The following is a 12,517-nucleotide window of genomic DNA, read 5'->3' on the forward strand; positions in this document are numbered from 1 at the left end:
TCTGGCGGCACGTTACGGTGCCGCCAGAAAATCCTCGCGCTGCGGCGTGAACGTATCCAGCAATACGCCCGCTTCCAGACACACGCAGCCGTGCACAATGTTCGGCGCTTTATACAGCGTATCGCCGGCACTGACTTCTTTGGTCACGCCATCAATGGTGAAGGCAAAACGTCCGGATAACACGTAGGTGAGCTGCTCATGCGGATGGTGATGCAGCGGACCAACAGCATCCTGCTCAAAGGTGACTTCCACCGCCATCATGGTGCCGCCGTGCGCCAGAATTCGGCGCGTCACGCCGTTGCCTAAATCGTCCAGTTGGGTTGCGCTTTTATAGATAAACATGGTTTCTCCTTGCAGGTTGCATCGTCAATGTGTGACTTAACTCACAGTCAAAAAGGCATTTAAAGGCTGCATTTTAACGATCTTTGATTAAAATGAAACGGTGTTTCAATTTAATCTGAGGATGGATCATGAAAATCGCTTTGATGATGGAAAACAGCCAGGCTGCGAAGAACGCAACGGTGTTGAAAGAGCTTCAGTCTGTGGCGCAACCGCTCGGGCATCAGGTGTTTAACGTCGGTATGAGCGACGAACAGGATCACCATCTTACTTATATCCACCTCGGCATCATGGCCAACGTACTGCTTAACAGCAAAGCGGTAGACTTCGTGGTAGCCGGTTGCGGCACCGGCCAGGGCACGCTGATGTCGCTGAACCTGCATCCCGGCGTGGTGTGCGGTTACTGCATCGATCCAGCAGATGCCTATCTGTTTGCGCAAATCAACAACGGGAATGCGCTGTCGCTGCCGTTCGCTAAAGGCTTCGGCTGGGGCGCGGAACTGAACCTGCGCTTTATCTTCGAAAAAGCCTTCACCGGCGAAAAAGGGCACGGTTATCCGCCTGAGCGCAAAGAACCACAGGTGCGCAACGCAGGTATCCTGAACGAGGTGAAAGCCGCGCTGTTGAAAGAGAATTACCTCGACTCACTGCGCGCCATCGATCCTGAACTGGTGAAGACCGCGGTAAGCGGCCCGCGCTTGCAGCATTGCCTGTTTGAGCATGGGCAGAATCAGGAAATCGTGGGTTTTGTGCGTGAACTGGCGCAGTAATCAATACGGTTTGAGCAAAGCCAGGGAAACCTGGCTTTGTTGTTTTTCACTTCCAGATTTGAAATCTCATTTTCCCCATCACACGATGACCAAAATTGTAATATCCTCGCAGGTCACGCTTAATTTCATCGTTGTAGCCGTCTGGTAAATATCAGCAATCATCAAGGGAGAGACGCATGGCAGGTTATCAGCCGCCTTACACCATCACGCCAACCATCCTGAATCGGGTGATTGAAGTAGGTGAATTACTAGGCCGCTGGGCTGCTCAGGCAGAACAATCTTCACCGCTTTTGCGCAAAGAGAATCGCATTCGTACCATTCAGGCTTCACTGGCGATTGAGCACAACAGTCTGTCAACCGAGCAGGTGACAGCGATCATGGAAGGCAAGCGTGTATTGGCTCCGGCTAAAGATATTCAGGAAGTGCGCAACGCTATTCTGGCTTATGAAAAGCTCAATGACTGGCAAAGCGCAAAACTAGCCGATTTACTGGCGGCGCATCAGTTGCTGATGATGGGACTGGTCGATGCGCCGGGTCAATTACGTAATGGCAATGTTGGGGTGTATCGCGAACAGCAACTTATCCATATGGCACCACCGGCGAACCAGGTTTCACGCCTGGTGGGGGATTTGCTCTATTGGCTAAAAAGCACAGATATTCACCCGTTAATTGCCAGCTCTATCTTCCATTATGAATTTGAATTTATTCATCCTTTCACCGATGGCAATGGACGCATGGGAAGATTATGGCAAACATTAATTCTCAGCGAATGGCGTCCTGAGTTCGCCTGGCTTCCGGTTGAAACGCTGATCCATAATCAGCAGCAGCATTATTATCGCGTTTTAGGCGAATGTGATCGGGCCAGTGATTGCACTCCGTTTATCGCTTTCATGCTGGAAAAGTTGATTGAAGCATTAGTTGAAGGTATTGGTTTGCACTCTTCTTCTACCGACATTTCGACATTAGAAATGTCGGAGAAAGCGTCGGAGAAAATGTCGGAGAAAAATAATGCTAAACTTCCTGCCACCGCCGTAAAAATATTTGCTGCCCTGAGTAAATCACCTGATATGACCATTGCTGATCTGACTCAGTTGTTGGGAGTGAGTAGCAGAACCATTGAGCGTAATTTAAAACTCCTCCAATCACATCATCGGCTGGAAAGAGTGGGGGCGGCTAGGGGCGGCTATTGGCGAGTGATTTGATAGGGTGAGCTTTGCATAAACTCATTCAACTACTGCGTGCGTTTCGGTCACCATAAATGGCGACCCTACAAAGGACTGGCGCGTTTTTCGTAGGGTGCGCATTCATGCGCACCTGGTAAAGTGGTCGCCATAAATGGCGACCCTACGCCAAAACCCCGTTATCCTGCCGGCTCGCATCCACTAGCATCTGCGTATAGGCCACCTGCGCGCGATTGTGCACCAGCGCATCGACATCCAGCGTCTCCAGTACTTTGCCGTGCTGCATCACCGCCACGCGATGGCACAGATGCGCCACCACGGCGAGATCGTGCGTCACCATCAGATAGGTCAGTTTCTCCTGCTGCTGCAAATCGCTGAGCAGATTGAGGATCTCCGCTTGCACCGAGACATCCAGCGCCGAGGTCGGTTCATCCAGCAGCAGCACGCGCGGTTCCAGAATCAGCGCGCGGGCAATCGCGACGCGCTGGCGTTGACCGCCGGACAGCTGATGCGGATAGCGGGTTTGCCACGCGCGATTGAGGCCGACCTTCTCCAGCATGGCGATAACGCGCTGCTGGCGCTGACCGATGCCGTGAATCTGTAGCGGCTCCTCGAGAATATCGCCGATGGTGTGACGCGGATGCAGCGATCCGTAGGGATCCTGAAACACCATCTGCACGCTGCGGCAGCGCTCGCGGGCGATACGATGTTCGAGCGGCACGCCATCAATCGCCAGCTCACCGTGCCACTGAGTAAACAGCCCGGCAAGGCATTTGAGTACCGTGGTTTTACCCGATCCCGACTCGCCGACCAGGCCAAAAATTTCACCCTGACGAATCGACAAATTAACGTCGAACAGCACCTGATTACGCCGCTCCTCCTCACCGAAACTGAGGTTGAGATTACTTACGCGGATCATCTCGTTCATCATTGCTCCTTAGGGTTGCAGCCAGCTGGCCTGACGTTGCAGCACCGGCAGACGGGCGCGACGTTGATCCATATCCGGCAGCGCGGCGAGTAAGCCTTGTGTATAGGGATGCTGCGCCTGATCGAGCTCGCTGGCCGCCAGCGACTCCACCACGCGCCCGGCATACATCACCAATACGCGGTCACAGAAGCGCCGCACCAGATTGATGTCGTGACTGATAAAAATCAGCCCCAGACCGCGCTGTTTCACTAAATCGTCCAGCAGCGCCAGCACCTGCAAACGCACCGAAACATCCAGCGCCGAAGTGGGCTCATCGGCAATCAGCAGTTCAGGATCGGTAATCAGCATCATGGCGATCATCACGCGCTGGCCCTGACCGCCGGAAATTTCGTGCGGATAACATTGGTAGATGCGGCCCGGATCGCGCACCTGCACCACTTCGAGCATCTCCATCGTTCGCTGCCGCGCAACCTCGCGCTGGCCGGGATGATGGCTGCGCCAGGCTTCAGCAATTTGCTCGCCCACGCGCACCACCGGATTCAGCGAGTATTTCGGGTCCTGCATAATCATTGAGATGCGCTTGCCGCGAATGGCGCGCATCTGTGCTGGCGTGGCGCGCAGTAGATCCACGTCACCAAACTGCATGCGCTGCGCCGTGACCTGCGCGCTGCGCGGATGCAGCTGTAACAGTGCGCGGCCCACGGTGGATTTGCCGGAACCGGATTCGCCGACAATCGCCAGTTTCTCCTTGCCCAGTTGGAAGGAGATGCCGCGCACGGCGGGCGTCACCAGCCGGCCATTGACGAAATTGACCTGTAAATCCTGCACGTCGAGCAACGGTGCAGCGTTATTCGCTGCGGGGATCGAGGATGTCACGTAAGCCATCTCCTAAGAAGTTGAACGCTAAGCTGTTGATCAGAATCGCCAGACCCGGCACCGTCACCACCCACCAACACTCCAGCATGTAAGTGCGGCCGCTGGCGATCATCGCACCCCATTCCGGATCCGGTGGCTGCGCCCCCAAACCGAGAAAACCCAGTCCGGCAGCGGTGAGGATGATGCCCGCCATATTCATGGTGATGCGGATGATCACCGACGGCAGGCACAGCGGCACAATGTGCTTCCACAAAATGCGCAGTGAAGAGGCGCCCTGTAAGCGCACCGCGGAGACAAAATCGGCCTGGCGCAGCGACAGCGCTTCGGCGCGCGCCAGGCGTGCAATCGGCGGCCAGGCGGTGAGGGTAATAGCGATCACCACATGCTCCAGTCCCGGACCGAGCGCGGCGACAAACGCCAGCGCCAGCACCAGGCTCGGAAAGGAGATGAAGATGTCGGTGACGCGCATCAACACGCTATCGACTTTGCCGCCGAAGTAACCGGCGGTGACGCCGAGCAGCAAACCCAGCGGGCCAACGGTGATCGATACCAGCAGCACGATATACAGCGTGATGCGCGCGCCCCACACCAGACGGCTGAAGATGTCGCGGCCAAACTCATCGGTGCCAAACCAGTGCTGCGCGTTGGGTGGCGTCAGCGCATTGTTGAGATCCTGAATCAGCGGATGGTAGGGTGCGATCCACGGCGCGAACAGCGCCACTATCAGCAGCAGCAAAATGATGCCGCCGCCAATCGCGGTTAACGGGTTGCGCGCCATCTGCCAGAGAAAATGGCCGATACGTGCGCCGGTGCGGCGACAGCGCGCCAGCCGTTCGCGCGTCTGGCTGGCTAACGGCGTATCGAGAGAAATCGTCATACTTTGGTCCTCGGATCGAACACCTGATAGAGCAGGTCAGAGAGAAGATTGAGCAGCACGAAAATCAGGCCGACCACCAGCACGCAGCCCATCACCGCATTCATATCGCCGAGCATCAAACTGCCGGTGAGATAGGAGCCAAAACCGGGCCACGAGAACACGGTTTCAATCAGCACCGCGCCCTCCAGCAGCGAGCCGTACGCCAGCGCTACCACCGTCAGCAGCTGCACCAGAATATTGCGGAACGCGTGCTGCCAAATCACCTGCCATTCGCTGAGGCCTTTCACCCGCGCCGTCAAAATGAACTCCTGCGACAGCTGTGCCAGCATAAAGCTGCGCGTCATGCGGCTGATGTAAGCCAGCGAGTGAAAGCCGAGCAGCGACGCGGGCAGAATCAGATGAGTGAGCGCATTGCTGAACACCGTAAAGTTGCCAACCAGCAAGGCATCGATCAGCAGAAAACCGGTGCGACGGGGCACAATGCCATCGAGACTGAAATCAACACGCCCGGCGCCGCCGACCCAGCCGAGATGGGCATAAAACAAGAGCAGGCCGACCATGCCCACCCAGAAGATCGGCGTGGAGTAACCCGCCAGGCTGATGATGCGCACCAGATAGTCAATCACGCTGTTGCGACGCGCGGCGGCCCACACGCCCAGCGGGACGCCGAGGCCGGTACCGATCACAATCGCCAGCGTTGCCAGTTCCACCGTGGCCGGGAAGACGCGCAGGATATCGTTGATCACCGGCTGGCCGGTCAGCAGCGCCAGCCCGAGGTTGCCGTGCAGCAGGCCTTGCAGATAGATACCAAACTGCACCCACAGCGGTTTATCGAAGCCGAGCTGGTGATAAACCTGCTGATAGGTGTTGTGGTCGGCATCCGGCCCGACAATCGCCAGCACCGGATCGAGCGGCATCACGCGACCAATAAAGAAGGTCAGCAGCAGCAGGCCAAACAGCGTGATCGCGACCTGCACGCTGCGGCTACGCAGGCGTCGCCAGTGGCTTTTTGTTAGCTTCATTGCGCACCTCCCGCCAGGCTGTCTGGCGTTTTCCAAACGTCACGCAGGAAAGTGGTGGCCGACGGATGCGGCACGTAATCCTGCACGCGATTATTCACCACCACCGAATCGGTCATTTGCGAGATTGGCATCAGCGCCGGAATCAGCTGGTCGTAGCGCTGCTGGATGGCGAAGTAATCCTGCTGTTGCTGTTTTATATCGCGCTCCAGCAGCGCTTTATCGATCATGCTGTTCAGCTGCGCGTCATAAAAACCGGTGCGCCAGCCCTGAAAATTGGTGAGTCGCGCGCTATCGGCATTATTCGGGTTATACACCAGCGCGCGCAGGCTGGAGTGCGGATGCGGCTCCACGCCGCTGCCGCCGCGTCCCACCAGCAGGTTGAACTGGCGTTCACGCATCGCACCGTAAATCTGGTTGCCGGTGCCGGTGATGATTTTGGCGCGAATCCCGCCCTGCATTAGCGTGGACTGAATCGCAATGGCGACATTAAGGAACGGCTGATCGGCCAGCACGCGCAGCGTGGTATCAAAACCGTTGGGATAACCGGCGGCGGCGAGCAGCGCTTTGGCGCGTGGCACATCCAGCTTGTAGCCCGGATCGGGCAGCGTCGCCGGCATGCCGGATTGAATCGGCCGCTGATGCAGCGTGCCGTAACCGGCCATCAGCGTTTTGTTAATCCCCTGATAATCCACCAGATAACGCAGCGCTTCGCGCACCTGCGGATTGGCGAAGTGATCGTCTTTCATGCTCATCGCCAGGTAATAAATCGTGCCTTTTTGTACCGCGTCGATGGTGAGATCGGGATCGTGGCGCAGCGCTTTCACATCGGGGATCGCCATATTGCTGGCGATATCAAGATCGCCTTTTTCCATCATCAGGCGCAAGGTTTGCGACTCCTGCAGATGACGGAACACCACGCGCGTCAACTTCGGCGCACCGCGCCAGTAATTGGCATCGCGGCTGATGCGCAGCACATCTTTGGCCTGCCACACATCCAGGCGAAACGGCCCGGAACCCGCTTCATGGGTGGTGAGCCAGCGATTGCCCCAATCGTTATTCACCGCCTGCGCCTGCACGGTTTTGCTGTCGAGCACCACCATGCTGCCGAGCGCTGCCAGCGAGTAGAGCACCAGCTTGGGATCGTTAGGCTTGGGCAGGCGAATCACCACCGTGCGCGCGTCCGGCGCGGTGATCATCTGATCCACGTTCTCTTTGCTAAAGCCGTAAGATTTCCATACCGACGCCTGCGCCAGATTAAGGTGCAGCACGCGGCGCATCGACCAAATCACATCGGCGCTGCTCAACGGATTGCCGGAGTGGAAGGTGACATTGTCACGAAGATGGAAGGTGAGTTGACGATTGTCGGGGCTGATCTCCCAACGCTCCGCCAGCGCCGGGCGCACGTTGGTGAGCTGTTGCGGATCTAACTCGACTAAACCGTCATAGAGATTAACCACAATGCCGACCACTTCATTGCCGGTCATGGCGGCGGGATCGAGTGTGAGTAAGTTGTTCATGTTCATGCCCACAATTAGCTGGTCGTCTGGCGTGGACGCCAGTAGCGACGGGCTACAGGTGAGCAGCAGCAGCGCGGCGCACCACGCTCTGCAGGGGTTCATCAGGTTCATAAGCAAAGTCCAGCAGGTCAGAGGTTTATAGTTTTTTGCCGTACTGCTTGTGTTGGGCGCTTACCAGCGATTTAGCGTGTGCGTCTCAATCCACGCGAAATTGATGTCCTCCCCAAGTCCAGGGCGCGTTGGCAGATGCACAAAACCGTCGGCATCCATCGGATCGACCAGCGCGTTGAGATAGGCGGGTGGCTGTTCGTAATCAAGGAACGGATGCAGCAGACCGCGTTCGTACCAGCGGCAGTTGCGGATGGCGCCAACCACCGCGATGCTGGCGGCGCCGTTGCCGTGCACTTCGCAATCCATACCAAAGGCTTCGGCGAGACTGGCTACCTTCATGGTGGCGGAGATGCCGCCAACGCCGTTCGCACCGGCGCGCAGAATGTCGCAGGCACCGGCACGCACCCAATCGGCGCGGCTGTGGTGTTTACCGCCGAGACTTTCCGGGCCGAGCACATCAATACTGAGGTTTTCCGCCAGCCACGCGTACGACGCCATGCTTTCTTCTTCCATCGGCTCTTCGAACCAGGCGAAATTGAGTTTTTCCAATGCTTTACCGATGGTGAGCGCATCGCTGCGGCTGTACCAGTGATAGCCGTCGAGCATCAGGGCGATGTCTGGACCAACCGCTTCGCGCACCGCAGCGCAAGCTTTGATGTCCATTTGTGGACTTGGCGCGAATGACACCGGCGGCATCCAGGTGTGCAGTTTGATGGCTTGATAACCGCGCGCGACCAGCTTTTCGGCAAACTGCGCGTATTCGTCGGGGGTGGATAAACCGCCCTCCAGCTCATCGCCGCACATGGTGCTGCCGTAAGCAGGGATTTTCTCGCGATAGCCGCCGAGCAACTTATGCACCGGCTGCTTGAGTTTGCGGCCAATCAAATCCCACAGCGCCTGTTCCACCGCCGATAACGCGCGTTCGGTGAGTTGATGGGCGCTACCGCGCTGCCAGTGCACCAAATCCTGCCACAGACGTTCGCGATCAAAGGCATTTTGCCCAATCAGCACTTTGCGGAAGAAGGCGTTTACCACGTGCGGACGAATCACTTCGGCCGGGGCGAAGGCGTAGCCGCAATCGCCATCTTCGCTGGTGATGGTCAGCAGCGCCATTTGCGCATCGGTCTCTGCGCCGGGATGCGAATGTCCGGCGCTGTCAGAGACGCGGCGCGTAGGGTAGCTAAACAGGGTGACATCAATGGCACTGATCTTCACGGTAACTCCTCCTTCAACTCGGTAGCTTGCCCAGTTGGGCATTAACATAAAAAATAAAACGCCGTTTCATTTTGTAATTTAGCGTTCACATTTTGTTTACGCATTAGCCAAAGCGCGGGATAGCGCGGCGATTAATTGGGCATTTGCCCGGTACACTGTGAGGTTTTTCACGAATGAAGGGCATTTTGTGAGCGATTGCACAGTGGGAAATCTCTGAGGGAATGTAAAAAAATGTGTCTCCTGGGCTTTTCATTTGCTGTCAGCCAGGTAATAGTGACGCCGCGAAATTTTAATAATAATCATTATCATTCCGGGTAGATCAAATGAAAAAATGGCTGTTTGCACTGGGGTTACTGGCGGTGGCGAGTTACGCTTCTGCTAAAACGATTACCGATGTGGCTGGACGACAGGTTGAAGTCAAAGAAGAATCCAAACGCATCATTCTCGGCGAAGGTCGTCAGATGTATCTGCTGGCGGCGTTTGATACTGCCGCGCCGTTCCAGCGCGTGGTGGGCTGGCGCGACGATTTCCATAAAGCCGATTACGACGGCTATATGGCGTATGAGAAGAAATATCCGCAGATCAAAAAGCTGCCGACCTTTGGTGGCGCGAAAGATGGCACCTTTAACGTCGAGCAGGCGCTGACACTTAAGCCGGATTTGGTGCTGATGAACCTCGAATCCAAAGCCGCGACCGACGAAGGCAAGTTGATCGAGAAGTTGCAAGCGGTGGGCGTGCCGGTGGTGTTTATCGACTTCCGCGAGAAGCCGATGGAACATGCTGAGCAAAGCATTCGCATTATGGGCGAGCTGGTCAACAATCCGCAGCGCGCCGAAGAGATCGTGGCGTTCCGCCGTGCGCAAATCGAAAAGGTGACCGATCGCCTGAAGAACTTCAACGGCACGCGCCCGAAAGTGATGATTGATCGTGCTGGCGGCTACACCGACGAGTGCTGCATGTCGTTTGGTAACGAGAACTTTGGTCAGATGGTGGAACTGGCGGGCGGCAGCAATATTGCCAAAGACCTGATTCCAGGCACCTTCGGCACGCTCAATCCTGAGCAGATCATCGCTAGCCGTCCCGATGTGGTGGTGGTAACCGGTGCGAACTGGAAAAACTACAACACCGTTGGCAAATGGGTCGGCGTGGGTCCCGGTGCGGATGTGAAAGAAGCGACAGCGCGTTTGCAGCTGCTGATGATGCGTGATGCCTTCAAAACGCTGCCGGTAGCGCACAACGGTAACGCGCATGCCATCTGGCATCAGTTCTACGACAGCCCGTATCAGTTTGTCGCGATTCAGGCGCTGGCGAAGTGGCTGCATCCTGAACTGTTTGCCGATCTCGATCCGGACGCCACGTTCCGTGAGTTCCACGAAAAGTTCCTGCCATTGCCTTATCAGCCCGGTTATTGGGTAAGCCTGCCGGCAGATAAGTCTTAAGTTTGAACGTGTTAGATAAGTGTTAAACGTTACTGTTTATCTTTACTAATATTTCACAGGTGGTGGCGCGTTGTTTCAGAAAAGCGAAACGCGTGCACCATCTGATGTTAATACGGTAAAAGGGAGAGAGTAATGTTTCATACCTCAGGAAGATCGGTGTTCGGTGTGACGTTGTATACGCTGCTGGAACCGTTGCCGCTGGGCTTTTTTGTTGCCGCCTGGTTTTTCGATATCCTCTATTTGCAAACCTTCGTCATCATGTGGACCAAATCGGCCAGCTGGCTGATCACCATTGGTCTGGTGCTGGCTATCCTGCCACGATTAATCAGTTTGATTTATTTATTCCGCGGCGCGCGGCCAAACGAGAAAACCCATTTCTGGCTGTCGCTGCTGGCAATCGTACTGGCGGTGGTTAATGCCTTTATTCACAGTCGCGATGCGTACGCGGTGGTGCCATTGGGCGTGACGCTGTCGACGTTGGTGGTAGCGCTGCTGCTGATCGCTAACGTGCAGCTGGTGTTGCGCGAACGTCGCACGCAAGGAGGTCGCGTATGAAACACTTACTCAGCGCGGTAGCCATCGCGATGCTGCTCAGCGCTTGTGACGACGGGGCGCTGATCGATCCTCAAAAGCAAATTGGCCCAAATCCTGAACTGCCGCAGGCGCAAAACTTCTTTATGCCGCCGATGCAGGTTCCGGAAGGCACGCCGTGGAAAGCCGGTGAAATGCCGAAAGTGGCGGATGGGTTGAAGATCGAAAAGATCGCCGAAAATCTGCAGCATCCACGTCAGGTGTTGGTGCTGCCGAACAATGACGTGCTGGTGGCGGAATCCAATGGCATGGCTAAAACCATCAGCGCGCCCAAAGAGTTGATCATGGGACTGGTGCAGAAAGCGTCCGGCAAAGGCGGCGCGGGCGGTAATCGCATCACCTTGTTGCGTAACGTTAACGGCAAATGGGAGCAACATCGCTTCATCGAAAATCTAACCGCACCGTTTGGCATGCAGCTGGTGGGCAACACCTTGTATGTGGCGAATGCCGATAGCCTGGTGAAATTCCCGTATGAGACCGGGCAAACCGAGATCCGCACGCCGCCGGTGGAAGTGACCGAACTGCCGGGCGGGCCGATTAACCATCACTGGACCAAATCGCTGCTCGCCAGCCCCGACGGCAGTAAGCTTTATGTCGGCGTGGGATCGAACAGTAACGTGACGGAAAACGGCATTGGCGAAGAGTATCGCCGTGCGGCAGTGCTGGAAGTGGATGCGGCCAGCGGCGCCAGCCGGATTTATGCCAGCGGCCTGCGCAATCCAACCGGCTTACAGTGGGAGCCGCAAAGCGGCAAGCTGTGGGCTGTCGTTAATGAACGCGACGAGATCGGTTCGGATTTAGTGCCAGATTACCTGACGTCGGTGCAGGACAAAGGCTTCTACGGCTGGCCCTACAGCTATTATGGCCAGCATGTAGATGAACGCGCGCAGCCGCAAAGGCCAGATTTGGTGGAGAAAGCGATCAAACCGGATTATGCCCTGAGCTCACACGTTGCACCGCTCGGCCTGTTGTTCTACGGCGCGGATAATATGCCGCAGTATCGTGGCGGCGCGTTTATCAGCGAGCACGGCAGCTGGAACCGCACGCCGCTCAACGGCTATCAGGTGGTGTGGGTGAAATTCGAGAATGGGAAACCGGTAGGGCAGCCACAGCCGGTAGTGACTGGTTTCCTGACGGACGATCAGAAGCAGGTGCGCGGTTTGCCGGTGGGTTTAGCCACCGATCAGCAGGGCGGCGTGTTGATTGCCGATGATGCGGGAAATACCATCTGGCGTATCAGTTCCGCCAGATAATCAATCGCGGGCAATAAAAAAGGATTTGGCATTAAGCCAAATCCTTTTTTTTATGTTCGCTAACCGGCTGGTAACCGCGCCGCGAACGGGGTGCTCAGCACTCCTCACAAAGGCGATAATAAAATGTGCGGCGATATATTTCAAGTTTTGCCATAATACTGTATGGTTATACAGGTGTTGAGTGACGAGCGAAGCCTCATTGTTTTTCTGATGACTCCAGGGGCGCGGATAGTCAAATCCCGGCAGGTTTCAGGTGGTGCTGGCCTGTGGCTTTTACAATGAGAGCCGCTCAGCACTCCTCACAATTGTGCTTAGGCGGTCGGCGGGTGGAGTCAAAGCCCCGGCAGCTGAAAGGCGCGCTCCTCTCAGAGGAGAAGGAAAGTGATGGAACTTGTTCG

12 protein-coding genes are annotated in these 12,517 nt (G+C 56.2%); 5 read left to right on the forward strand and 7 right to left on the reverse strand.

What is annotated here, in order from left to right:
- Positions 1–12 precede the first annotated feature (12 nt).
- Entirely contained in the window at positions 13–342 is a 330-nt protein-coding gene (locus tag NR302_RS09115) for a cupin domain-containing protein (RefSeq protein WP_008110063.1), read from the reverse strand.
- Positions 343–470: 128 nt separating this feature from the next.
- On the opposite strand from NR302_RS09115, the gene NR302_RS09120 reads away from it, so the two are divergent.
- Positions 471–1,109, forward strand: coding sequence for an RpiB/LacA/LacB family sugar-phosphate isomerase (locus NR302_RS09120; RefSeq protein WP_258145049.1), 639 nt, complete (start codon positions 471–473; stop codon positions 1,107–1,109).
- A gap of 176 nt (positions 1,110–1,285) precedes the next feature.
- On the forward strand, positions 1,286–2,311 hold the full coding sequence (locus tag NR302_RS09125) for a Fic family protein (RefSeq protein ID WP_258145050.1): 1,026 nt from the start codon (positions 1,286–1,288) through the stop codon (positions 2,309–2,311).
- Positions 2,312–2,453: 142 nt separating this feature from the next.
- Here NR302_RS09125 and NR302_RS09130 read toward each other — a convergent pair whose 3' ends face one another.
- Genes NR302_RS09130 through NR302_RS09155 form a run of 6 tightly spaced genes read right to left on the reverse strand, consistent with a single transcriptional unit; the run spans position 2,454 to position 8,836 of the window.
- Entirely contained in the window at positions 2,454–3,209 is a 756-nt protein-coding gene (locus NR302_RS09130; protein ID WP_258145177.1) for an ABC transporter ATP-binding protein, read from the reverse strand.
- 18 nt (positions 3,210–3,227) lie between these two features.
- Positions 3,228–4,094 (reverse strand): ABC transporter ATP-binding protein, encoded by an 867-nt coding sequence (locus tag NR302_RS09135; protein WP_258145051.1) that lies wholly within the window; start codon positions 4,092–4,094, stop codon positions 3,228–3,230.
- Positions 4,066–4,971: an ABC transporter permease gene (locus tag NR302_RS09140; RefSeq protein WP_061720102.1), complete on the reverse strand. Its 906-nt coding sequence runs from the start codon at positions 4,969–4,971 to the stop codon at positions 4,066–4,068. Before NR302_RS09140 ends, NR302_RS09135 begins: the two co-directional genes overlap by 29 nt.
- Positions 4,968–5,993 carry an ABC transporter permease gene (locus tag NR302_RS09145; protein WP_258145052.1) on the reverse strand — a complete coding sequence of 342 codons (1,026 nt, stop codon included), beginning with the start codon at positions 5,991–5,993 and terminating at the stop codon, positions 4,968–4,970. Before NR302_RS09145 ends, NR302_RS09140 begins: the two co-directional genes overlap by 4 nt.
- Positions 5,990–7,621 (reverse strand): ABC transporter substrate-binding protein, encoded by a 1,632-nt coding sequence (locus NR302_RS09150; RefSeq protein ID WP_258145053.1) that lies wholly within the window; start codon positions 7,619–7,621, stop codon positions 5,990–5,992. Before NR302_RS09150 ends, NR302_RS09145 begins: the two co-directional genes overlap by 4 nt.
- Positions 7,622–7,681: 60 nt before the next feature.
- Complete coding sequence (locus NR302_RS09155; protein ID WP_061720100.1) at positions 7,682–8,836, reverse strand: mandelate racemase family protein; 1,155 nt, start codon at positions 8,834–8,836, stop codon at positions 7,682–7,684.
- A 323-nt stretch (positions 8,837–9,159) separates the two neighbouring features.
- Here NR302_RS09155 and NR302_RS09160 point away from each other — a divergent pair, with 323 nt between their 5' ends.
- The 3 genes from NR302_RS09160 to NR302_RS09170 all read left to right on the forward strand — a co-directional run bounded on the left by NR302_RS09160 (position 9,160) and on the right by NR302_RS09170 (position 12,119).
- A complete protein-coding gene (locus NR302_RS09160) occupies positions 9,160–10,275 on the forward strand; it encodes an ABC transporter substrate-binding protein (RefSeq protein WP_258145054.1) in 1,116 nt (371 codons plus the stop codon).
- Between the two features lie 132 nt (positions 10,276–10,407).
- Positions 10,408–10,830, forward strand: coding sequence for a DUF2231 domain-containing protein (locus NR302_RS09165; protein WP_258145055.1), 423 nt, complete (start codon positions 10,408–10,410; stop codon positions 10,828–10,830).
- On the forward strand, positions 10,827–12,119 hold the full coding sequence (locus NR302_RS09170) for a sorbosone dehydrogenase family protein (protein ID WP_258145056.1): 1,293 nt from the start codon (positions 10,827–10,829) through the stop codon (positions 12,117–12,119). Before NR302_RS09165 ends, NR302_RS09170 begins: the two co-directional genes overlap by 4 nt.
- Positions 12,120–12,517 lie beyond the last annotated feature (398 nt).

The sequence above is a fragment of the Pantoea sp. SOD02 genome (assembly GCF_024707505.1).
Lineage (GTDB): Bacteria > Pseudomonadota > Gammaproteobacteria > Enterobacterales > Enterobacteriaceae > Pantoea > Pantoea symbiotica.

What these genes read in the sequence shown, in the direction of transcription:
- NR302_RS09115 (WP_008110063.1), bottom strand. Translation starts at nt 342, where the DNA reads ATGTTTATCTATAAAAGCGCAACCCAACTGGACGATTTAGGCAACGGC.
- NR302_RS09120 (WP_258145049.1), top strand. Translation starts at nt 471, where the DNA reads ATGAAAATCGCTTTGATGATGGAAAACAGCCAGGCTGCGAAGAACGCA.
- NR302_RS09125 (WP_258145050.1), top strand. Translation starts at nt 1,286, where the DNA reads ATGGCAGGTTATCAGCCGCCTTACACCATCACGCCAACCATCCTGAAT.
- NR302_RS09130 (WP_258145177.1), bottom strand. Translation starts at nt 3,209, where the DNA reads ATGATCCGCGTAAGTAATCTCAACCTCAGTTTCGGTGAGGAGGAGCGG.
- NR302_RS09140 (WP_061720102.1), bottom strand. Translation starts at nt 4,971, where the DNA reads ATGACGATTTCTCTCGATACGCCGTTAGCCAGCCAGACGCGCGAACGG.
- NR302_RS09145 (WP_258145052.1), bottom strand. Translation starts at nt 5,993, where the DNA reads ATGAAGCTAACAAAAAGCCACTGGCGACGCCTGCGTAGCCGCAGCGTG.
- NR302_RS09150 (WP_258145053.1), bottom strand. Translation starts at nt 7,621, where the DNA reads ATGAACCTGATGAACCCCTGCAGAGCGTGGTGCGCCGCGCTGCTGCTG.
- NR302_RS09160 (WP_258145054.1), top strand. Translation starts at nt 9,160, where the DNA reads ATGAAAAAATGGCTGTTTGCACTGGGGTTACTGGCGGTGGCGAGTTAC.
- NR302_RS09165 (WP_258145055.1), top strand. Translation starts at nt 10,408, where the DNA reads ATGTTTCATACCTCAGGAAGATCGGTGTTCGGTGTGACGTTGTATACG.
- NR302_RS09170 (WP_258145056.1), top strand. Translation starts at nt 10,827, where the DNA reads ATGAAACACTTACTCAGCGCGGTAGCCATCGCGATGCTGCTCAGCGCT.